Below are 23,044 nucleotides of genomic sequence, written 5' to 3'. Positions count from 1 at the left end.
ATATTAAAGTGAATAACAAAAAAGTAGCATTTTATACCCTTGGTTGTAAACTCAATTTTTCTGAGACTTCTACTATTGCCAGAAGTTTTGTTAATGAAGGTTTTGATCGTGCTGATTTCTCTGAAAAAGCAGATATATATGTTATTAACACTTGTTCGGTAACTGAAAATGCTGATAAGCGTTTTAAAACTATTGTAAAGCAAGCTCAAAAAACAAACCCTGAAGCATTTATTGCAGCTGTGGGATGTTATGCGCAATTAAAGCCACAAGAATTAGCTGATGTTAATGGTGTAGATTTAGTGTTAGGTGCTACTGAAAAATTTAAGATTACAGATTACCTAAACGATTTATCTAAAAATGATTTTGGGGAAGTACATTCCTGCGAGATTGAGGATGCCGATTTTTATGTAGGTAGTTATTCTATTGGAGATAGAACAAGGGCTTTTTTAAAGGTGCAAGATGGCTGTGATTATAAATGTACCTATTGTACTATTCCTTTAGCACGTGGGATTTCAAGGAGTGATACCATGGCTAATGTTTTGAAAAACGCTAAAGAAATATCAAAACAAAATATAAAAGAGATTGTATTAACAGGTGTTAATATAGGTGATTATGGTAAAGGAGAATTTGGAAACAAAAAACACGAACATACGTTTTTAGATTTGGTTACCCAACTGGATAAAGTAAAAGGCATTGAGCGTTTAAGAATTTCTTCTATTGAACCTAATTTACTAAAAAATGAAACTATTGATTTAGTTGCTAAGTCGAGAGCTTTTGTACCACATTTTCATATACCATTGCAATCAGGTAGCAATGAAATTCTCAAGAAGATGAAACGTAGATACTTACGAGAATTATATGTAGATAGAGTTTCAAAGATAAGAGACGTGATGCCACATGCGTGTATTGGAGTAGATGTGATAGTTGGTTTCCCAGGAGAAACGGATGCACATTTTTTAGAAACATATAATTTCTTAAACGAATTAGATATCTCTTATCTACATGTATTTACTTATTCTGAAAGAGATAACACTGAAGCTGCTGAAATGGAAGGAGCTATACCTTCAAATGTAAGAAGTAAACGAAGTAAAATGTTACGTGGGTTATCAGTTAAAAAAAGACGTGCCTTTTATGAAGCGCAATTAGGAACTAGAAGCACTGTGCTTTTTGAGAGCGAAAACAAGGAAGGTTATATTCAAGGATTTACTGAAAATTACGTAAAGGTAAAAACACCTTGGAATCCAGAATTAGTTAATACTTTACATGAAGTAGAATTAACTAAAATAGATGAAGATGGTTTGGTGCGTTTTGATTTTGTTAAAATAGTGGTCTAAAGTCCTTATGAGCTTATTTTCTTACTCTTAGTCGAATTAATTGTTGGGTATAGGTTTGTCATAATACCTTAGGGATGTTAATGTTGAGACCACCAAATCATGAAACATTTAATAAAGACTTCATTTATTTTTTTACTATTTGTTGCAGTGTCATCCTGTTCAAAGGAAGATGTTAATGAACAGCAGAGTTTACACGGTGTGTGGGATAATGTTCAGATAACTGATAACCAAACAGACATCATCAGATTAGTATTTGGAGAAGACAACACCGGACTTTTAATCAATAGAGTGGAATTAGCTATTGGAGGTGTTACTTCTGTTACAGAATCTTTTTCATGGATTAATACTGACGGTGTTGTAGAAATTGATAATAATAAAACTTACATCATGAATGCTCAGGGACAGTTAGTTTCAAGTGCCTCTAGTGAATTGATTTTAGATAAGGTTTCGGATGATTATTTAAAATATTACTAACAGAAATAAAAAAATCCGAAACTAAAAAACTTCGGATTTCATATTTTAAAACATGTTGCGCTTATATTCTTACGCCTACGGGTAACATTCTTTTGTATTTTCTATTGCTTCTTACAAATTTTGCAATAGCTGGGCTTGTAGGCATAACACTTAAATTTCTGTCCTGAATTTGTTCAAATACAGCAGCAAGAAATTCTTTTTTAACCTCTTCATTATTAATTTCTTCTGGAATAATTAACTTAGTTAAAAAGATTTTTCGTTCTTGTAAGGAATATTCAATTTTTGCCAATTGTCCATCAATTTTTAATTCAAATTGACGTAAAAAATCATTGTCAATTAATTCAGCAGCTTCAACCATAGTAGTTTATTAATTATTTAATTATAAAGAAGTATCGAGTTAGAATAGTGATTACTATTTCTATAACTTTGTGCAAAAATACAAAAAAAAATCCACCTATTAAAAGTATTTTAGAGTTAAAACCTTATGAGTCAAGACATAATACATGTTTATTTAATGCCGGGTATGGCGGCAAGTCCACTAATTTTTGAACATATTAAATTACCCGAGCATCAATTTAAAATTCATAAACTAGAGTGGTTTATTCCTTTTGATAATGAGTTGTTGAGCAATTATGCGTTCAGAATGACTAAGAAGATAAAGCATGATAACCCTGTACTATTAGGAGTATCTTTTGGAGGTATTTTAGTTCAAGAAATGCAAAAACATATTCGTGTTAAAAAACTAATTATAGTTTCGAGTGTAAAGTCTAAACACGAACTGCCATTAAAAATGCAATTGGCTAAATCTACTGGAGCTTATAAGTTGGTACCTACGCAGTTGGCAAATAAAATAGAGGTTTTTGAGAAGTATGCCTTTGGGAAAACTATGGCAAAGCGTTTAGAACTATATAAAAAGTACCTATCTGTAAATGATCCCAAATATTTAAGTTGGGCTATAAAACAAGTAGTATGCTGGGAGCAAGGTAGGCCAAACCCAGATGTTATCCATATACATGGGGATAAAGATCCTGTTTTCCCTATAAAACATATTAACAACTGTATAATTGTTAAAGGTGGAACGCATATTGCTATTATTAATAAATACAAGTGGTTTAACGAAAATTTGCCTAATATAATCCTGTAATTAATAGGAAAACACATGATTTTTTATATTTTTAAAAAAACTTTTTAATGATGAAGACCATACAAAAAATGTTGGCGCTTGTGGGATTATTAAGTTTATGTTTGTTATTTATATATGCCCTCCAAGACGCCCCTACTGATGAAAATTTCGAGAAGAAAGTCATAAACGATTATAATGTTTATGCGTTACAAGTACCAGAAAATTTATCTTTTGCTGGAGAGCCAATGCCTCTAGAAAACCCTGATATATTAGAGCGTATGGATAGAGAGCTTTTAGTAAACACTTATTGGCAATCTAATGGTTTACTGATGTTTAAGCGTGCTAAAAAGTATTTCCCAGTTATAGAACCTATTTTAGAAAAATACGGTGTTCCAAATGATTTTAAATATTTAGCAGTTATAGAAAGTGGTTTAACTAATGCGGTTTCTCCTGCAGGAGCAAGAGGAGTTTGGCAAATTATGAAAACAACTGGTCGTGAAAATGGCTTAGAAGTAAATACAAATGTAGATGAAAGGTATCATCTGGGAAAAGCAACAGAAGTAGCTTGTAAATATCTGCTTAAAGCAAAAGAACAATTAGGTTCTTGGACACTAGCTGCTGCTGCTTATAATGCAGGAAACGCTGGAGTTTCTCGCCGTTTAGAAGAACAAAATGTTTCTGATTATTACGATTTATTATTAGGAGAAGAAACAGGGCGCTATGTATTTAGGATAGTAGCCTTAAAAGAAATACTGTCTCATCCTGATAAGTACGGATTCAATTTTAGAGATAAAGATTTATATATGAATATCCCAACATTTAAGATTGAGGTGGATACTGCAGTTACCGATTTTACAAAGTTTGCTGAGCGTTTTGGGATTAATTATAAAATTTTAAAAATTCACAACCCTTGGTTGAGAGAACCTCACTTAAACAATAAGTCTAGAAAGAAGTATCTTATTGAAATTCCTAAAGAGGGGCATTATAATTAAAAATATTGAAGGTTTATAAGTCTGAGATTAGCTATTTTCTTTTAGTTGGATTATGTCTGCTATTTCTTGGAATTTCTTTTACTCAAGTTTTAAATGATAATGCCAACTTGAAGCATATAATTATCGTTGTTGCAATTCAAGGTTTATCTATGGCATTTGTTTTGCACTTATTTCTAAATACATCTTATAAAATTAAAGGAGGTTTTCTGATTATTAAATCAGGTATTTTCTATAAAAAGAATATCAGAATTACTGAAATAAAATCAATAAGTAAAACCACATCATTATTATCATCTCCAGCAGCATCACTTACCAAAAGAATAGAAATAAATTATGGTAAATTTAATAACGTTATTATTTCTCCAAAAAACCAATCAGCCTTTATTGAAGATTTAAAAAAAGTAAACTCAGAAATTAAAAGTAATCTATAAAACCTATCGACCTCTTCTCTTTTGAGACCTTAAAGAACCACCAGCACCAAAATGCTGATTTGGTCCTACAGCTTGCTTCATGTTTTGCTTCATCATTTTAATTTGATCAGCAAGCATACCATGTTTATCAAGCTTTTGTGCTTCGGTAAGTAACTGTTGCGCTTCGCGTTTCCTACGTTTAGAGAAAGCAATACCAGCTAAGTTTAATTTAGCCATTGCTAAATCATGCTTCATAGAAAGCCCTAAGCTTATAGCTTTTTTAAAATGCTTTTCAGATTCGTTCATGTTATCCTGCATGGTCATAATACCATGTAAGTAACTATAGTACCCTTGCTGTTTTTTTACCAAAGCAGCCTCTGGGTTTTTAATTTTATCCAGCCATTTTTTAGCACCTTCAAAATCTTGTTTCCTTAAGCGTAAAAATGATAAGAGGATAAATTCATTTTTAAAATAAAGGAATATAAAAACACCTGCTAATAGAATAAGTGATATACCATTGCCAATATTTCCTTCAGTAAATTGGTATACAGCATAGGCTAAAATTCCAGCAGCTAAAATTAGTTTTATAATTTTATTGAACATTTAGATTGATTTTTATTGCAATTTTGGGCATTATCATTCACTTTTAGCCCATTTTTATTTTAAAATGCAAAGAAACTAAATTTTTATGGAAAAAATATTTTTAAAATAGGTTTGTGAAATAAAAAAGCTTTGTATATTTGCGCTCAGTTTTGGCGAAGGGTCAAAATTATTTCAGAAAACATACAATTCAGATTTTAAAGATATAAGACGATGAGTAAAAGAACGTTTCAGCCTTCTAAAAGAAAAAGAAGAAACAAGCACGGTTTTAGAGAAAGAATGGCTTCTGCTAATGGTAGAAAAGTGCTTGCTAGAAGAAGAGCAAAAGGAAGAAAAAAATTGTCTGTATCATCTGAAACAAGACATAAAAAATAATGATTAACAATTGTTGATATTTTAAAGGTGTTGCTTAAGTGTAACGCCTTTTTTTATGTTTAGTTATCACTAAATTTGCAAACCGATTAATTTATAATAGAATACTTTTAAAAATGCCGAAAAATCCGAAATTAAAATCTATCCTAATCATTGGTTCAGGTCCTATCATTATTGGTCAAGCATGTGAGTTTGATTATTCAGGTTCTCAAGCGTTAAGATCTTTGAGAGAAGACGGAATAGAAACCATTTTAATTAATTCGAATCCAGCAACAATTATGACTGATCCTTCCATGGCAGATCATGTGTATTTGTTGCCATTGAATACCAAATCAATAGTAAAAATATTAAAAGAACACCCTCAAATTGATGCAGTATTGCCAACAATGGGAGGGCAAACTGCTTTAAATTTAGCTATTGAAGCCGATGAGAAAGGTATTTGGGAAGATTTTGGAGTAGACATGATTGGTGTTAATATTGATGCGATAAATGTTACTGAAGATAGAGAGCAGTTTAGAGAATTGATGGAAAATATTGGTGTTGGTATGGCGCCACAAGCTACAGCGTCTTCATTCTTAAAAGGAAAAGAAATAGCGCAAGAATTTGGTTTTCCATTATGTATACGTTCGTCTTTTACTTTAGGTGGTGCAGGTGCTGCTATTGTTTATGATGAAAAAGATTTCGATAAATTATTACGTCATGGTTTAGAGATTTCTCCAATTCATGAAGTAATGATTGATAAAGCGCTCTTAGGATGGAAAGAGTATGAGTTAGAGTTACTTAGAGACTCCAATGGTAATGTGGTAATTATCTGTTCTATAGAAAATATGGACCCTATGGGTATCCATACAGGAGATTCCATTACAGTAGCTCCAGCAATGACGCTTAGCGATAAAACCTATCAAAAAATGCGTGATATGGCAATTCACATGATGCGTAGTATTGGAGATTTTGCTGGAGGATGTAACGTTCAGTTTGCAGTAAGTCCAGATGATCAAGAAGAAATTATTGCCATTGAAATTAACCCACGTGTATCGCGTTCTTCCGCTTTAGCAAGTAAGGCTACTGGGTATCCAATTGCAAAAATTGCTGCGAAATTAGCATTAGGTTACAGTTTAGATGAATTAAGTAACCAAATAACAAAGTCAACTTCTGCGTTGTTTGAGCCAACATTAGACTATGTAATTGTTAAAATACCACGTTGGAATTTTGATAAGTTTGAAGGTTCAGATAGAACTTTAGGACTTCAAATGAAAGCCGTAGGAGAAGTAATGGGTATTGGGCGTTCTTTCCAAGAAGCATTACACAAGGCTACACAATCTTTGGAAATCAAGAGAAATGGACTAGGCGCAGATGGTAAAGAAAATACCAACTATGATGAGGTCATTGAAAAATTAACTCATGCCTCTTGGGATCGTGTCTTTACCATTTACGATGCTATAAAGATGGGTATACCATTAAGTAGAATTTTTGAAATCACTAAAATTGATATGTGGTTCTTAAAGCAATATGAAGAACTATATTTCTTAGAAAAGGAGATTTCCACCTTTAATATCGATTCTATAGATAAAGAATTATTACTTGAAGCAAAGCAAAAAGGGTATGGAGATAGACAAATAGCTCACATGTTGGGTTGTTTAGAAAGTCAAGTATATAGCAAGAGAGAAGAATTAGGAATCAACCGTGTTTATAAATTAGTAGATACTTGTGCAGCAGAATTTGAAGCAAAAACACCATATTATTATTCAACTTTTGAAAGTGATATGGAAACTGCTGATGGTAAACGCTATTCTGATAATGAAAGTGTTGTTACCGATAAGAAAAAAATTATTGTTTTAGGTTCTGGACCAAATAGAATTGGGCAAGGAATTGAATTTGATTATTGTTGTGTTCACGGTGTATATGCAGCTAAGGAATGTGGTTATGAAACCATAATGATTAACTGTAACCCAGAAACCGTATCTACCGATTTTGATACTGCAGATAAACTGTATTTCGAGCCTGTATTTTGGGAGCACATTTACGATATCATCAAACATGAAAAGCCAGAAGGTGTTATTGTACAATTAGGAGGGCAAACAGCACTAAAACTTGCTGAAAAATTATCGCGTTATGGCGTGAAGATTATAGGAACAAGTTTTGAATCTCTAGATTTAGCAGAAGATAGAGGAAGCTTTTCAACTCTATTAAAAGAGAACAATATTCCTTACCCACAATTTGATACAGCTGAAACAGCCGATGAAGCTCTAGCTGTAGCAAAAGAATTAGACTTCCCAATCTTGGTAAGACCATCATACGTTTTAGGAGGACAGGGTATGAAAATTGTGATCAATGAAAAAGAGTTAGAAGAGCACGTTATCGATCTTTTAAATAAAATACCAAATAACAAGTTGTTATTAGATCACTATTTAGAAGGTGCCATTGAAGCTGAAGCTGATGCTATTTGTGATGGAGAAGAGGTGTATATCATCGGTATCATGGAGCACATAGAGCCATGTGGTATTCATTCAGGAGATAGTAACTCTACCTTGCCACCATTCAACCTTGGGGAATTTGTGATGCAACAGATAAAAGATCATACTAAAAAGATTGCTCTGGCACTTAATACCGTAGGTTTAATAAATATCCAGTTTGCTATAAAAGATGATAAGGTGTATATTATAGAAGCCAATCCAAGAGCTTCTAGAACGGTACCATTTATAGCTAAGGCTTACGGAGAGCCGTATGTAAACTATGCGACTAAGTTAATGTTAGGAGAAAAGAAAGTTAAGGACTTTAATTTTAACCCACAACTAGAAGGTTACGCCATAAAACAACCCGTATTCTCATTTAACAAATTCCCGAATGTAGATAAAACACTAGGGCCAGAAATGAAGAGTACCGGAGAAAGTATCCTATTCATAGATAGTTTAAAAGACGATGAGTTTTACGATTTGTACTCCAGACGTAAAATGTATTTAAGTAAATAAAAACGCTTATTGTTATATAAATTAAGAATCCCGTTTTTAAAAGCGGGATTTTTTGTTTTTAAGAGCGTTACCCCCTAAGGTCGGGTCGGGCCTGCTTGCTCGTAGACAGGTTTTCCGTTATACCTGCGTACCGACAGATAGGTCTTTTGTTTTGTCATTCCTGCGTAGGCAGGAATCCATAATGTAAAATTACAAGTTAGTCTTATTAATAAATAAACAAAAGGATACCGCTGTAATCCCTAACGAAGGCGTCTTTGCATTAAAGTTCAATTTTAGCATTTTGCTGTTTTATACTCTCAATATGTTCCTCAATTTTAAACTCAGAAGATTTAAATTTTGTTGAGCGATGTTTAGCCTGTTGTTGCCTAGCTATACTTCTGGCAAAACGTCTTACGGCCTGTTCAGTATCCAAAATAATACCAGGAACAGCTACATTATTACCATGTTCGTCTTTAGCAACCATAGTAAAATACGAAGAGTTACAATGTTTAACCTCTCCCGTTTGTATGTTTTCAGATTCTACCCGCAAACCCACAACCATAGAAGTTCTACCCGTATAATTAACAGAAGCCTTAAGTGTTACCAATTCGCCAACCTCAATTGGGTTTAAAAAATCCACACGATTTACAGAAGCAGTAACACAATAGTGTTGCGAGTGCTTAGAAGCACAAGCAAAAGCAATCTGATCCATTAAGTTTAAGATATGACCTCCATGAATTTTACCACTAAAATTCGAATGAGAAGGTAGCATTAACTCTGTAATAGAAACTTGAGATTCTTTAGGGTGTTTAAACATATATTACGTTAAAAAGGTATAAAGTATACCTGTTACTATTGCAATTCCAAAACTAATTAAGGTGCCAATTAAAATATATTCAGTGAGTTGTCGGTCTTTTGATTCTTTTAAGTCGCCAAATCTAAAAACAGACTTGGCTGTAATTAAAAACCCAACAGCTTCCCAGTGATTAGAAATTATAAAAATAAACACCAAAATGCGCTCTAAAATACCAATATATTTCCCTGCATCCTTAAGGGACTCGTTATTTTTAGTGAGTTCTGAAATATTCCACTTTAAAAAAATGGTTTTCATAATAATGGATACAGGAATCGATAAAAACAATAAACATGTAATTAACAACAGTTGATTTTCAGTAATTCTAAAGCGAAAGGAAGTATTGTTATAGATAAAAAAGTAGCATGCAAAAATAATTAATATATGCAGTAATTGATCAATAAAGAATAATCTCCTTTTTGTTTTTTTCTTCTGGAAAGAGAGCTTTAAGGCATCAATTACAAAGTGCGACACTCCAATAATTACAATTATATACCAAAGAGAGGCATTCCATAACAATAGAGCTGTAGCAACAATATGAATTAATACATGAAAATAGAGTTTGGGTGATTTTAATTTTTTCTTTTCTTTCTCTTTAACCCAACTTTGCGGTTGTAGAAAAAAATCGCCAATTAAATGTGCTAATAAGAGTTTAATTAAAATCATGATAATGAGGCTATTTTTTGTTGAAACATAGTATCAAGTTCCCATATTAAATCAAGTTCAGCACGTTTTTGACGTTTACTTATGGCATCCTGTTTTGTGCCTATTATTTCTGCAAGTTCCTGTTGTAACGCATTTGGTTGTTCTATACTTAGTTTAACAACTTCAGCAGAACTCACTGTCCAACTATCCATAAACGTTGATGCTAGTTTTAAATACAGGTTCAGTTCTTTATTAAGAACCTCGTTATTAGTTTTTATTTTCAGATTAACTTTTTCCTTTTTTAAGGCTTCTAAGGTTTCTCCAGAAAAAATAAAAGCTTCTCCGTTAGATTCGCTTATTGTATGGCTTTGGTACGTTTTATTTCCTATGCCTATGCCTAATCTTACATCTAAACCAGATATCATTTTTACACAAGCTTTAATATAAATAGCACTAATAAAACTTTTAGAAATAGTATCAATTTCAATTTGAAAACTATCACCACGGTATACTTCCCACTGTGATGTATCAGGATTAAGATATGCCAATGCAGATTTTAAAGCAGTTACCCAAAGCTCAGGATTCTTTAAGCTTCTAGATTTTATAATATCTCCTGTTATGATACTAGTCATACTAATCTTTGATTAAATATTCCTTTTAAGGGGCATAATTTAAATTATGCCTTTTTTAGGGAATAATTTAAAATATTCCTTAATTAGGGAATATTCAAATATAGAATGTTTTTATATGATAACCAAATGTAAGGCGTAATTAGGCATAGTATTATTCGTCCTCTTCAGCACGTTTAATGATAGCTTCAGGAAGCGATTTTTTGGCTTTAGCCCCCATTTTTTTGAGTTTTTCAACGCTAGTAATAAGATTACCACGGCCATCTACTAGTTTGTTCATAGCAGCAGAATAATCGACTTTTGCTGCATCAATTTTTTTGCCAACACCAGTTAGGTCTTTTACTAAACCTTCAAATTTATCGTAAAGTGCACCTGCTTGTCGCGCTATTTCAATAGCATTACGTTGTTGTTTTTCGTTATTCCACATGGTATCAATGGTGCGAAGTGTAGCCAAAAGGGTAGAAGGGGTTACAATAACAATATTCTTTTCAAAAGCTTTATTATAAATACTATTATCTTCATTTACCACTACGGCAAAAGCAGGTTCTATAGGGATAAATAGCAACACAAAATCTGGAGATTCAATATCATATAAATCTTGATAATTTTTGGCCGACAATTGCTCTACGTGTTTTCTAATAGAACTTACATGAGCCTTTAGAAATTGCGGTCTGTCATCTTCATCAGCATTAACCATACGTTCGTAATCTGTTAAAGATACTTTAGAGTCGATAATCATTTTTTTACCGTCAGGTAAATGCAATACCACATCGGGCATTACACGAGAATTATCATCTCTTGTAAAACTTTGTTGTACAAAATACTCACGATCTTTTTCTAACCCTGATTTTTCAAGAACCCGTTCCAAAACCAACTCGCCCCAATTACCTTGCATTTTACTATCGCCTTTTAGGGCTCTAGTTAAATTAGTGGCTTCTTTAGTCATTTGTTGGTTCAGGTCTTTTAAGCCCAATAATTGTTCTTTTAAAGCAGAATGCATACTGATGCTTTCCTTTTGAGACGCTTCTACTTTTTTCTCAAAACCTTGAATTTTTTCTTGTAACGGACTTAAAATATTTTTAATGTTTTCTTTATTCTGCTCAGTAAATTTATTCGACTTTTCTTCTAGAATTTTGTTAGCTAGCAGTTCAAAATCCTTACGTAACTGTTCTTGGCGTTGCTCTAACTCTTTATCACGCTTTAAGTTTTGCTCTTGTAGGTTTTCGTATTCTGAATTTTTTCTAGCCAACTCTGTATTTAAAAATTCTTTTTCACGACGAATCTCCTCACGCTCTCCTTCAATCTTATTTAGATTTTGCTTTAAATCATCAATGGTATGTTGCATTTGGTTTTGGCGTTCTGCAAGAGTACTCTGTTCACTTTTATTTTTCAATTTTGAAAAATAATTTCCTAAAAAGAAACCAATTACTGCAAAAATAATAGCAGCTATAATGATGATTAAATTGTCGTTCATATAAAAAAATATAACCAAAGATAAATAAATAGAACGAAGACAAAAGATTTAAGTTAGAACTAATATTTATTTAATATTTTGTCGGTGCTATGTCGGTGTTGAACTTTATTTCTTCACTCGAAAACTTCCTGTAGCTTTATCAAAAGCGATCAAGTCTTTTGGGAATAATTTGTCAAAAGTACCTTTTGTAATCAGGTTACAAGGTTCATCTGAAACAACTTCATTTTCAGTCATTACAATTAAAGTATCGCACAATTGAATGGCTAAATCAATTTCATGAGAAGAGAATAAAATAGTTTTGCCTGTATCTTTTGCCAGTTTTTGCAACAACTTTAAAATATAGGCTTTATGATACATGTCTAGATGCGTGGTGGGTTCATCCAGAATAATTAAATCGGTATCTTGAGCTAAAGCACGAGCAATCATTACTTTTTGAAGTTGACCATCACTAAGCTCAAAGCATTTTTTGTGTTTTAATTCAGAAATGTTAGTATGTGCTATTGCTTCGTTAACCTTTTCAATATCTTGTTTTGATAAATTTCCTATCCAGTTCGTGTAAGGCTGTCTGCCAAGAGCTACCAATTCAAATACAGAAAGATTTTTTGATGCTACAGGCTCAGTAAGCACCAAACTTAATACTTTGGCTAAATCTAAATCAGTGTAGGTAGTAATAGATGTATTATTTAAAATTATCTGCCCGCTTATTGGAGTTTGAACTTTAGTGAGTGTTCTTAAAAGTGTAGACTTTCCAATACCATTAGCGCCAATTAGCCCAACTAATTTGCCTTGTTCTAATTCAATATTTATATTAGAAGCTATTATAGACTTTGCTTTTTTTGAAGTGTATCCAATAGTTAAATCTGCAGTTTTTAAAATGATATGTGTATACTTATTATCCATTAAAACACCATTTTACGTTTTCTAACCAATAACCATATAACTACTGGAGCACCAACAAGGGATGTTATAGCGTTAATAGGTAGCGTAAATTCGCTATGTGGTAATTGTGAAATACTATCGCAAACAAGCATTACAATAGCACCAGATAAAACTACTGCGGGTAATAAAATTTTATGATTTGCAGTATTAAACAACTGTCTTGTTATATGAGGAATTGCCAAACCAATAAATGCTATTGGACCTGTGAAAGCTGTAATAGTTCCTGCTAATAAACTTGTTGCCATGATAATGATAAATCTACTTTTTTTGATATTTACCCCTAAACTTTTGGCATAGTTTTCCCCAAGTAAGAGCGTGTTTAAAGATTTGGTTGAGAGTATGGCTAAAACAATACCTACTAAATAAACTAATGTCAAAATTATTACATCTTCCCACGATAAATTCCCTAAACTGCCAAAGCCCCAAAAAATATATTGTTGTAGTTGTTCTGCCGATCCAAAGTAGGAGAGCACACTTACAATGGCAGCAGTAATACTAGCAAACATTAACCCTATAATTAAAATAGCCATGGTATCTCTTACTTTTAGAGATACTGTGAGAACAGCTAATAATACTAAAAGGCTTCCTAAACTTGCCGCTATTACTATACCCCATTTTGAAACAAATAGTGATGTTAAAATCCCGCCAAAAATTCCTGAACCTAAAATAATTAAAGCGACACCTAAACTTGCACCAGAACTAATACCTAAAACAAAAGGACCTGCAAGTGGATTTCTAAACAGGGTTTGCATTAACAAACCAGATATACCTAAACCAGAGCCTACTATAATTGCAGTTATCGCCTTTGGTAATCTGTAATTTTGAATAATATATTGCCACGATTCTTGTGTTGTAGCATTGCCAATAAGGCTATTAAATATATCTTTTACAGGAATAGAAACCGATCCTAAACTTATATCTATAATAAAGCAAATTATCAAAACAGCTGTAAGAATGGTAAACGATAAACGGTATGTTTGTGTGTTTGACAATTATTTTAGAGGTTTAAAAAAGTAAGGCGAATATTCTTGAAGCAATTCTGGATGGCAAATTTTTATAATATCTTTTAAAATTAAATCTGGTCTGGTCATTCCCAATTCGTAATATGTTACCCCTCCTGTTGCACCTGTAGTATTGGTAAACGTATAAATGTTTTTATTTTTAAACGCAGTAAACAAAGCATGATTTTCATTACCATTTTTTAGATTCTCATAACTTGAATAGTTTGAAGGGCTCAACCAAATATCAGCGTTTTTTGCTTTTACAAATACCGACTCAAAATTTAACTTTAAACTACCAGAGCCTTCGGTGTCATTCCAAATATAATTTACATTAGCGTCTTTTAAAAATTGTGCTTCGGTACTAGTGCCATTTGGCAAATACCAAATGTCGCTGTGCATGGCACCACTTAAAATCTTAGGTTTAGAGGTTACATTTTGAGCAAGTTTTTTAGCATCTAAATAGTTGTTTTCAATAGTGTTAAAAATTGAGTCTGCTTCTTTTTCTTTATCATATAGAGCTCCAAAAAACTTAATCCATTCTGCTTTTGCTAAAGGAGAACTTTCTACCCAATCTCCATTAAAAATTACAGGAATTCCTGATTTTTGAATGGTTTCCAAGGATCGGTTACCACCATCAATCCCAAAAGCCACTAAAAGATCAGGGTGCAACTCCAATAAAACTTCTGTATTTAAACCTTCGTTTTTTCCAAGTTCTTTTACATTACCATTATCAATTTGGGTTCTAATTTTCTTAGAAGATACATAATCTGTCCCAGGGAAACCTACTAAAGTTTTTTCAACATGCAATAACTCCAGAGCAGGGAGATGTGTAGTAGAGGTAACAGCAATTTTATTGATGGGCTTTGTGATTATACTATTGTAAGCATTTTTATCAATTGCTGTTTTTGTGGCTTCATCTTTTGAAATCAATACATACTTGTAAGTTTTACTAGCCCCAGGCCAAGGTTTGTAAACTTCAATTTCTTTAAAATTGGCATGCTTAATAATTGAAAATCCTTCGGCATATTTTAGTTCAACAGGAATACCATTAACGTTTTCTGTTTTTTTTACGTGTTCGTTTTTACAAGACGCAAACAGTAAAACGCTTAAAATGAAGATTAGCTTTTTCAAAATTCAATTTTTAATCCCTTCAAAAGTAATATTATTTAAAGTTTTAATATAAAGATTAAACATAATGTTTATTTTTGCAAAGAATTTGGTTTGATGCATTTGATAGCTCGTAATAAATTCGGGAAAGCATAAGTATCAATTAAAAGGGAATCTGGTTAAACTCCAGAACTGTTCCCGCAACTGTAAGTTTATGCTGAATTATTTCAGTACCTCAAAAAAGAGGATTTTGTTTACTACTATACCACTGGTTTTACACTGGGAAGGTTAAAATAAAATTAAATAAGTCAGGAGACCTGCCATGTTCATCATCTAATATAAACTCTCGGGTAAAGGGTTTTAAAGATTATGAGACAATATATTTATATACTATTATTTTTTGTAATTGGTTTAAGCAGTTATGCACAAGCACAGTTAGACTCTATCCAAAAATTAGATGCAGTTATCTTGAGTGATAGTAAACTTGTACAATATGCTTCTGGTATCAAAATTGAAACGCTTAATGATTCTGTTATTAGTAATAATCCAGTATCATTAACAGGATTACTAGCCTTTAACTCTAATTTGTATTTTAAAGAAAACGGCTTTGGTATGGTGTCCTCTCCATCGTTTAGAGGTACAAATGCGTCGCAAACCGCTGTAGTTTGGAATGGTATCAATATCAATTCTCAACTTAATGGACAAACAGATTTTAATACCATAAACACTTCAAATTTTGATGATATAAGTATCAGAAGTGGAGGGGGTAGCGTGCAATATGGTAGTGGTGCTATTGGAGGTAGTATTCATTTAAATAATAATTTAGAATTTAATTCTCATTTTAATACAGGTATTAATCTTTCTTACGGTAGTTTTAATACTAAGATGACGAACGTATCTACATCCTATGGAAATTCAAAATTTACTGTTAATGCTGGGATAGCTTATGTGGATTCTGATAATGACTATAAATACTTGGGTACAGATAGGGTTAATGAAAATGGCGAATTCAATAATTTGAATTTGAATGTTAATTTAGGGTATTTTATATCTGAAAGCGATATTTTAAAATTATATCATCAAAGCTATGATGGGCAACGTCATTTTTCAGGTACTTTAGTAGCACCATCAAATAGTAAGTTTGAAGATGAAAATTACCGTACGATGTTGGAATGGACACATGTTTCAGGAGGTGTCACATCTAAATTGAAAGCAGTTCATTTAAATGAAAAGTTTAAATATTTTGAAAATAAGGACAATCCTATTTACTCTTTTGGTAAAGTAAATACGTTTATTGTTAATCATAATTTTAATCTGCGACTATCAAATTTACTACAGTTTAGAAGTATTTTAGAGCTTAATTATTTTGATGGAGGAGGTAGTAGTTTTGGAAACCCAGAGCGCAACGCTTTTTCGGCAACTGCTATAATGCATCACAAGCCTTTTCAAAACTTTGAATATAATATTAACCTCAGACAGGGTTATACTTCTGATTTTAAGAATCCTTTTTTATTTTCTGTGGATGGTGCTTATAAAGTTTCAAATACCTATACTATACAATTTAATGGTTCAAAAAACTTTAGAATCCCCACATTTAACGATTTGTATTGGCAACCTGGGGGTAACTTAGATTTAGAGCCAGAATCGTCTTATCAGTTAGATTTAGGACATAATTTTAGTTTTAATCAATTTAATATAGTGTTTAATACTTACTATATTAAAACAAAGGATTTAATTCAATGGAGACCTGATAATTCAGGTGTGTGGCAACCTATAAACATTGCAAAATCTCAAAGTTATGGTGCAGAAGTAGATGCTAGCTTAAACATTACAATGCATAAACATAATTTCAGCCTTAATGGTCATTATTCTTATACAGTTTCAGAAAATTTAGAAACGAAAAGACAACTTATATATGTGCCTTTTCATAAAGGTAATCTCTCTATAGCCTATAATTACAAACTGTTCTCCATGTTTTATCAGCATTTGTTTAACGGAGAAGTATTTATTATTGGAGACGAATTAGATGGGTTTAATGTAGCAAACTTTGGTGTTGGTTACTTGCTAAATAAAAAAGGAAAAGTTGTCTATGATATCAATTTAAGAATAAACAATATATATAATAAAAACTATCAAAATGTGGCATTAAGACCAATGCCAAATAGAAACTATCAAATATTAACAACAATTAAATTTTAAAAAATGAAACTTAACAAATTACTAGTATTAACCTTCTCTATAGGACTGTTTTTTACGTCATGTACTAATGATGATGATAACACACCTGTTTTACCAAGAGGCGATTATGAAAATGGATTATTAATCTCACATGAGGGGAATTTTGGAATGGGTAATGCCTCGGTTTCTTTTGTTTCTTTTGATTTGAACACTGCTGAGCATAATATTTTTAATAATGTGAATAGTGAATTACTCGGGGACACAGCACAGAGCATTGCTTTTAATGGCGATTTAGCGTATATCGTGTTAAATGTATCCAACAAAATAGAAATTGTTAACCGTTATACTTTTGAATCTGTTACTACAATAAACACAGGATTGAATAACCCTAGATTTATAGCTTTTCTAGATGGAAAGGGGTATGTTACCAATTGGGGAGATGGTAGTAATGCTACTGACGATTATGTGGCTGTAATAGATTTAAATACTAATACTTTGGAGGCATCTACTATTGCTGTAGAAGAAGGACCTGAAGAAGTTATTGTTGCTGGAAGTAGTGTTTATGTAGCGCATCAGGGTGGTTTTAGCCAAAACAATAAGATTACAGTAATTAATGGAGCTACCAATACTGTATCTACAACTATTACTGTTGGAGATGTGCCAAACTCTTTGCAATTAGATAATTCTGGAAATTTATGGGTATTATGCGGAGGTAAGCCTTCATGGACAGGAGATGAAACTGGAGGGCAGCTCTTTAAAGTGAGTACCGCTGACAATACTGTAACATCAATAGATTTTGCTGAAACAGAACACCCTAATTTTTTATCTTTTGATGATGGTAACCTATATTATTATTTAGCAGGGAGTATTTATGAAATGGGAAGTACTTCAACCACATTACCAGCTAATGCTGAAATTACAGATCTTAGTTTTTATAATATGACAGTAAATGATGGTGTTTTATATGGTGTAGATGCTAAAGACTTTACTAGTGAAGGTGCTTTAACATCATACGATTTGTCAACAAACGCAGAAGTTAATTCGGTTACTGTGAATATTATTCCAGGAGGGATATACTTTAACTAGTAACACTTAAACTTGTATAAATATTATAACAATTTAGTATTATGAAGCACAATTTATATAACATGATGTGTTTAGATATATACCTCTCTTCATTAAGTAAGAGTGACTATGAAGCTGTTTCTAAAACAATATCTAATACATCTAGAATTATGGTACCACTTACTAGTTGGGATATTTATAGTCAAGGCTACCATGAAACGTTGAATGAAGCAGAAAGATTAGAAGATATAAAGAAAGTTAAGGCTTATGCTGAAAAATTAAATTGGCAAAATAATATTGATTTTATATTTGAAAAGACTGCATTTGAAGCTATTCTTATCACAGATTTAAACCAAAATATAGTTTGGGTAAATAAGGGCTTTACTAAAATGACAGGGTACCTGAAGAATGAAGTTTTAAACAAAACACCTAGAGTATTACAAGGTTTAAAAACTACAGATGATTCTAGAAGAAAAATAAAGGAAAAGCTAACTTTAAATTTACCATTTACTGAAGTAATTACTAATCACAAAAAAGATGGTACACCTTATAAATGTGAGGTAAAGATTTTTCCGTTACATAGTAATACTGGTAAAACACACTTTATTGCTTTAGAACGTCAAGTAGCTTAATAACTCTAGTAAAAATACAAAGCCACTTTTTTTAAGTGGCTTTTTTTATGTAATTTTTTTTAGCTAAACTTTAAATATTCATAGTTAAAAGTTTTTCATAACTAAATCGCAATACCATACACCGTAAGCATTACTATCGCAAACTGAATTGTCTGTATTGGGGTGCTTATATTCTCTATATACTTTTTCTCCAATAATAAAATCAACAGCGTTTTTGAAAATAGGTCCATCAAAACAGAACGTATGGAATTCTCCATTTTCGCCACAGGGATCAACATCTTTTGGTAGATTTTTGATAAAATGTTTATCAATTACCGTCCCGACAAAATCGGCATTAAAGTATTTGGAGTTGGCACAGACGATTATAGTTTTAAAACCTAAATTTAAAAACTCGTTTAAGAGTGCTTTGGTATCTCTCTTCCATAAAGGAAATACAGCTTTAAATCCTTGTTTTGCTAATTGATCTTCGCGGTATTTGCGTAAGTCTTCTATAAAAATATCTCCAAATGCTGAATGGGTAAAACCATCTTGCTTTAATCTGGAGACTGTTGCATTCATTTTTTGCTCATAAACTTCCATACTGGGCATTTCTGGGAGTTTTATAAGGCTTGCAGGAATGTTAATAGCGTTGGTTTGCGCTATGAGTAACTCTTGTCTTAACCCATGCATAGAAACACGGTTGTAATGAGAGTTTACCGTTGTAATAAGTTCGTCAACAGTATAGCGTTTATCTTGTAATAAATGGTATAATGCTAAGGCGGAATCCTTGCCAGAGCTCCAATTGAAATAGGTTTTGTTCATTTACTAAGAGAAGTCTAAATACTATAAAAATGTAATATCACTTATTTAAATTTTAAATAAGTGATATTACAAATATAAAATTTATACTAATTTAATTACCAATAGGTTTAAGCAGTACTGGATTGTTAGGGTTATTAATATCACTTCCAATTCCAATTTTCTTGATGTATTTATCGTTAACATAAATTCCATAAAGTCCAGATTGGGTAGTGCTAGGGAGATTTACTGTTTCTTTATTACTAGATAGTGTTTTTTGGTACACTATAGTGCCGCTATTTAAGTTGGCTAGTTTTAGAATATTGCTGGTATTTTGTGAGTGATTATAATCTACATAAAATGTTTCAAGGTCTTTTACAATTCTTATTTTACCAGTAGTAGATTTAAATGTAAATTCAATATAAAAGATATTATCGGTTCCACTTTCATTGGATTCATCAACTGCTCCATTGTGATCAATATCTACAATCAAATAATAAGTCTTACCATTTTCTAGTCTTAAAGAAGAAATAAAATCATTGATAAAAAGAAAGAATGAATCGGTCTTTTCAGAATTTCCTTTAATGCTACCTATATTATCTCTTCTGACTTCATATACAGGCTTCGAACCTATATTAGGGTAAACTCTTTCTTCTGAAACCAGAATTAGGTAATTTGAAGAACTCGCATTACCTTCATCATCATTTTCAATTGTTATATTAAATTCATGTTCCTCTCCGTTTACAAATTCAGGAACTTCAGGAGTATTATTATTACTTTCGGAAGCGAATGTGTTATAAGTTGTACCTCCAACTTCTACTGTGAAACCTGAAAGGGTTAGGTTTGGTTGGTTGCCACCAAAAGAGCCATCACATGCATCACCATAGCCATCTCCATCACTATCTAGTTGATCTGGATTGTAAATACCCACACAATTGTCCATATAGTTAGGAATACCGTCATTATCTCTATCTTCACTACTATCATTACCAGATGGGGATATGCACCAGATTTTGTCTTCACTAAATTTCTCTAAAAAATTTATGCCACCAACAGAGTTTTCACCTAATTCGCTACGTGAGTTGAAACGTTTTAAACTACCTCTTGCTATACTTCCATCTAAAGTTTGAGTATCAACTATTAAATTTTTTGGAATTTCAAAGTTGTAAGTATAATAAGTTCCACTACTAGATGTAATTCGACCGTCAAATGCGATAGGAGCAAATCTTTTATGATAAACATTTTCTGTAACTTTAAGACCAGAAGTATATTCAAAGTCAAGATACAGTTTAAAGTCCCAGTAATCCCAACGATTAAAAGGACCAGAATAATCAACCCCTGGGTCTACTACTTTTAACTTAACCTTTATTCCTTCATTACAATCGCCAGAGAGGGTAGGAGGAATTATTTCAATGTTGACCTGATAATCACTACTGATATTGTTAGGAAAAGACTGACTTAAAATATTGTTAATTATGATTAAAGATGTGAAAATTGTAATATATTTTTTCATAAAAAGTAAGTTTAGTTTTTTAACTTTATACAAAAATACTTTTTTTAGTTTAAAATTAAACTTACTTTTTTAAAAATATAAATCCAATAAAAGAATTCAAAAATCTTTTATTGGAACGCTAAGTATATTAAGTAAAGTTTAATTAGTATAGACTATAGTTTTATGTAAATTTGATTAACTCTGAACTGTTTATTTATATAGCTTACAATTTTGGTTTATACTATATCATGTTAGTTCATCTGCTAATATTAGCTTGTATTTTTAAATGAGAAATTTTATAAGTTCTACTTTATTTTAATGTTAGATTCACAAATTATATTTGGTGGTTTACTTGAGTGTCTAATTTGTCTCTTATAAAAGTAATAGAGGAATAGAATTATATAATTAAAAAAAGGATTTAATCTGCTAACATGCCGCCCTCGCCTGAAAAGCTGAATGCTTTTTCGTCAATGTCAAGCTTTTCAAGGTGTAATTGATTGTCTTTAATATTGTTTATTTTGCTTACTGAGTTTTCAATATCCGATAGAGCTAGTGCCAACATAGGCTCATTTACATTACCTAAAACGCCTAAATTCAAGATGTTTTCACTATACTCAAAACCTGCGGTAGGCGGTAAACCAGTACTAGGTACAGATTCAAGGTTTTTATTTAAACCATTGGCGACTAGAGGTTGTAAAACATAAGTATGAGCAGGATTAGCACCTTGCCTACTAAAATTTGTAGAGTCATAAAAAAGATTAGATGCTTGGGTTTTTCCACTTGTTGCTTCACCAATTTGTACTATTTCTATATAAGGATTTAGACCATTGATAATGCCCTCGCTTGCTGAAGCAGATCTTTCGGTAGTGAGTATATATATTTTATCTAGACCTAAGCTATTAATTGTGCTGCCACCAAAGTTATCAGAGAATAGAAAATCTTTATTTTCATTCTGTCGGTTTTCATTATAAATTAATTTCTCAAAGACTTGCCCTGTAAATTGCCCTGTAATCATACTAGCTAGATAGGTTGTAACATTAATACGTCCCCCAGGGTTGTATCGTAAATCTAAAACAAAATGTTGTACGTTGTTTGCTTTAAAATCAGAAAAGACATTATTTAATCCAACTTCAGAACCAGCTACAAAACCATTGTACATTAAATAGCCTACATTTTCTCCATTAACTTGAAAAATGTCGTTAACGAATATTGGGTTTTCAGTCAATTGAAATTTTTCTAAAGTTATGTCGTCGCCGTGGGTTACTATGCTGTCATCAGTGGTTTCTGGAGTGCCATTGGTGTTGTATGTTCCTAAATTTAAGGTATACACATCAGGACTAATTACCTCAAGAAAATTTGATCTTGTAATGGTTGTACCATTAACCTGGGCAAATATATCTCCCCTTTTTAAGCCTTTAGCTGCTGCATCACTGTTTGGTAAAACCAATGTTACTAGGTAAAACACATCTGTATCGTTACTAGCAAGTGCATAAGGGATTGCTTCCATGCCATTTGATTTAAAAACACCTTGTAATCTTTGTTCTAAAGTAATATAATCAGGCCAAATTCTACTAAACCTATCCACTGCTTCTGGTCGAAATTTTAAAGATTCGAATAATTCCTCGGGAGAGGAAAACCCATCTAAATATTCAGAGTATTCTGCATTACTTCCAAATCTATCGTTTGCTAAATTTGGCATCTCACTTTTGTAGAGGTAAGTAAAATTCATAGCTTTCCAAACAAAATCGTTAATCTCGTTTGTTTGTATTGGTGTATCGTCTCTATCTTCAAAACAACTAGTTAAAACTAGGGCAACCAATATTAGGACTAGGGCTTTTATTCTTTTCATCTTTTTCGCAATTTTATATAGTAGTCTACTAAACCATAAATTTACTTACATTATTGCGTAATAAAAAATTAATCTTTGGCTATTGGTTATTGGATTTTGGGTATTGGGTATTGGGTATTGGGTATTGGTTGTTACTTATGGATTTTGTTT

Annotated in this window: 21 protein-coding genes, 1 pseudogene and 1 riboswitch; of the genes and pseudogenes, 10 read left to right on the top strand and 12 right to left on the bottom strand. The window is 32.0% G+C overall.

What is annotated here, in order from left to right:
• Window positions 1-8 precede the first annotated feature (8 nt).
• Together mtaB and EYD46_RS09725 are read left to right on the top strand one after the other, a co-directional pair.
• On the top strand, window positions 9-1,334 hold the full coding sequence (gene mtaB / locus EYD46_RS09730; protein ID WP_130936897.1) for a tRNA (N(6)-L-threonylcarbamoyladenosine(37)-C(2))-methylthiotransferase MtaB: 1,326 nt from the start codon (window positions 9-11) through the stop codon (window positions 1,332-1,334).
• Window positions 1,335-1,433: 99 nt separating this feature from the next.
• Window positions 1,434-1,808, top strand: a complete 375-nt coding sequence (locus EYD46_RS09725; protein ID WP_130936896.1) for a hypothetical protein — start codon at window positions 1,434-1,436, stop codon at window positions 1,806-1,808.
• Window positions 1,809-1,869: 61 nt separating this feature from the next.
• Here EYD46_RS09725 and EYD46_RS09720 read toward each other — a convergent pair whose 3' ends face one another.
• Window positions 1,870-2,166, bottom strand: a complete 297-nt coding sequence (locus tag EYD46_RS09720; RefSeq protein WP_130936895.1) for a GNAT family N-acetyltransferase — start codon at window positions 2,164-2,166, stop codon at window positions 1,870-1,872.
• A 126-nt stretch (window positions 2,167-2,292) separates the two neighbouring features.
• On the opposite strand from EYD46_RS09720, the gene EYD46_RS09715 reads away from it, so the two are divergent.
• From EYD46_RS09715 to EYD46_RS09705, 3 genes are all read left to right on the top strand, one after another.
• Entirely contained in the window at window positions 2,293-2,952 is a 660-nt protein-coding gene (locus EYD46_RS09715) for an alpha/beta hydrolase family protein (RefSeq protein ID WP_130936894.1), read from the top strand.
• Between the two features lie 50 nt (window positions 2,953-3,002).
• Entirely contained in the window at window positions 3,003-3,923 is a 921-nt protein-coding gene (locus EYD46_RS09710; RefSeq protein WP_130937380.1) for a lytic transglycosylase domain-containing protein, read from the top strand.
• Window positions 3,924-4,030: 107 nt separating this feature from the next.
• Window positions 4,031-4,354 (top strand): PH domain-containing protein, encoded by a 324-nt coding sequence (locus EYD46_RS09705; RefSeq protein WP_130936893.1) that lies wholly within the window; start codon window positions 4,031-4,033, stop codon window positions 4,352-4,354.
• Between the two features lie 3 nt (window positions 4,355-4,357).
• Here the strand turns inward: EYD46_RS09705 and EYD46_RS09700 are convergent, their stop codons facing one another.
• Complete coding sequence (locus EYD46_RS09700) at window positions 4,358-4,936, bottom strand: M48 family metalloprotease (RefSeq protein WP_130936892.1); 579 nt, start codon at window positions 4,934-4,936, stop codon at window positions 4,358-4,360.
• A gap of 210 nt (window positions 4,937-5,146) precedes the next feature.
• On the opposite strand from EYD46_RS09700, the gene rpmH reads away from it, so the two are divergent.
• Window positions 5,147-5,308 carry a 50S ribosomal protein L34 gene (rpmH, locus tag EYD46_RS09695; protein WP_027878648.1) on the top strand — a complete coding sequence of 54 codons (162 nt, stop codon included), beginning with the start codon at window positions 5,147-5,149 and terminating at the stop codon, window positions 5,306-5,308.
• Between the two features lie 113 nt (window positions 5,309-5,421).
• Complete coding sequence (gene carB, locus EYD46_RS09690) at window positions 5,422-8,274, top strand: carbamoyl-phosphate synthase large subunit (protein ID WP_130936891.1); 2,853 nt, start codon at window positions 5,422-5,424, stop codon at window positions 8,272-8,274.
• A 259-nt stretch (window positions 8,275-8,533) separates the two neighbouring features.
• Here the strand turns inward: carB and EYD46_RS09685 are convergent, their stop codons facing one another.
• From EYD46_RS09685 to EYD46_RS09655, 7 genes are all read right to left on the bottom strand, one after another.
• Entirely contained in the window at window positions 8,534-9,070 is a 537-nt protein-coding gene (locus tag EYD46_RS09685) for an acyl-CoA thioesterase (RefSeq protein ID WP_130936890.1), read from the bottom strand.
• A 3-nt stretch (window positions 9,071-9,073) separates the two neighbouring features.
• Window positions 9,074-9,772 (bottom strand): DUF3307 domain-containing protein, encoded by a 699-nt coding sequence (locus tag EYD46_RS09680; protein WP_130936889.1) that lies wholly within the window; start codon window positions 9,770-9,772, stop codon window positions 9,074-9,076.
• The gene (locus tag EYD46_RS09675) at window positions 9,769-10,383 is read right to left on the bottom strand and encodes a SatD family protein (RefSeq protein WP_130936888.1); all 615 of its coding nucleotides are present in this window, start codon (window positions 10,381-10,383) and stop codon (window positions 9,769-9,771) included. The genes EYD46_RS09680 and EYD46_RS09675 overlap by 4 nt, the downstream gene beginning before the upstream one ends.
• Window positions 10,384-10,534: 151 nt before the next feature.
• Window positions 10,535-11,854: a DNA recombination protein RmuC gene (locus EYD46_RS09670; protein WP_130936887.1), complete on the bottom strand. Its 1,320-nt coding sequence runs from the start codon at window positions 11,852-11,854 to the stop codon at window positions 10,535-10,537.
• 105 nt (window positions 11,855-11,959) lie between these two features.
• Window positions 11,960-12,754 (bottom strand): ABC transporter ATP-binding protein, encoded by a 795-nt coding sequence (locus EYD46_RS09665; protein ID WP_130936886.1) that lies wholly within the window; start codon window positions 12,752-12,754, stop codon window positions 11,960-11,962.
• Window positions 12,754-13,785, bottom strand: a complete 1,032-nt coding sequence (locus tag EYD46_RS09660) for a FecCD family ABC transporter permease (protein ID WP_130936885.1) — start codon at window positions 13,783-13,785, stop codon at window positions 12,754-12,756. The genes EYD46_RS09665 and EYD46_RS09660 overlap by 1 nt, the downstream gene beginning before the upstream one ends.
• Window positions 13,786-14,925 carry an ABC transporter substrate-binding protein gene (locus EYD46_RS09655; RefSeq protein ID WP_130936884.1) on the bottom strand — a complete coding sequence of 380 codons (1,140 nt, stop codon included), beginning with the start codon at window positions 14,923-14,925 and terminating at the stop codon, window positions 13,786-13,788. It abuts the gene before it with no gap.
• Window positions 14,926-14,994: 69 nt separating this feature from the next.
• Window positions 14,995-15,240, top strand: a riboswitch (cobalamin riboswitch).
• A 30-nt stretch (window positions 15,241-15,270) separates the two neighbouring features.
• On the opposite strand from EYD46_RS09655, the gene EYD46_RS09650 reads away from it, so the two are divergent.
• Genes EYD46_RS09650 through EYD46_RS09640 form a run of 3 tightly spaced genes read left to right on the top strand, consistent with a single transcriptional unit; the run spans window position 15,271 to window position 18,776 of the window.
• Window positions 15,271-17,100 (top strand): TonB-dependent receptor plug domain-containing protein, encoded by a 1,830-nt coding sequence (locus EYD46_RS09650; RefSeq protein WP_130936883.1) that lies wholly within the window; start codon window positions 15,271-15,273, stop codon window positions 17,098-17,100.
• A gap of 3 nt (window positions 17,101-17,103) precedes the next feature.
• Window positions 17,104-18,165: a YncE family protein gene (locus EYD46_RS09645; protein ID WP_130936882.1), complete on the top strand. Its 1,062-nt coding sequence runs from the start codon at window positions 17,104-17,106 to the stop codon at window positions 18,163-18,165.
• Window positions 18,166-18,206: 41 nt separating this feature from the next.
• Window positions 18,207-18,776: a PAS domain-containing protein gene (locus EYD46_RS09640; RefSeq protein WP_130936881.1), complete on the top strand. Its 570-nt coding sequence runs from the start codon at window positions 18,207-18,209 to the stop codon at window positions 18,774-18,776.
• An 84-nt stretch (window positions 18,777-18,860) separates the two neighbouring features.
• Here EYD46_RS09640 and EYD46_RS09635 read toward each other — a convergent pair whose 3' ends face one another.
• The 3 genes and pseudogenes from EYD46_RS09635 to EYD46_RS09625 all read right to left on the bottom strand — a co-directional run bounded on the left by EYD46_RS09635 (window position 18,861) and on the right by EYD46_RS09625 (window position 22,894).
• Window positions 18,861-19,577, bottom strand: coding sequence for an adenine nucleotide alpha hydrolase (locus EYD46_RS09635; RefSeq protein ID WP_130936880.1), 717 nt, complete (start codon window positions 19,575-19,577; stop codon window positions 18,861-18,863).
• An 844-nt stretch (window positions 19,578-20,421) separates the two neighbouring features.
• Window positions 20,422-20,526: pseudogene (locus tag EYD46_RS17975) on the bottom strand (thrombospondin type 3 repeat-containing protein); the annotation flags it as partial.
• Between the two features lie 937 nt (window positions 20,527-21,463).
• Entirely contained in the window at window positions 21,464-22,894 is a 1,431-nt protein-coding gene (locus EYD46_RS09625; protein ID WP_130936879.1) for a S41 family peptidase, read from the bottom strand.
• Between the last annotated feature and the right edge of the window lie 150 nt (window positions 22,895-23,044).

Origin of the sequence: Hyunsoonleella pacifica, from assembly GCF_004310335.1 — a bacterium.
GTDB classification, from domain to species: Bacteria; Bacteroidota; Bacteroidia; order Flavobacteriales; family Flavobacteriaceae; genus Jejuia; species Jejuia pacifica.
The sequence above is the reverse complement of the archived record's forward strand: the minus strand, read 5'-3'. Positions and strand labels throughout refer to the sequence as shown.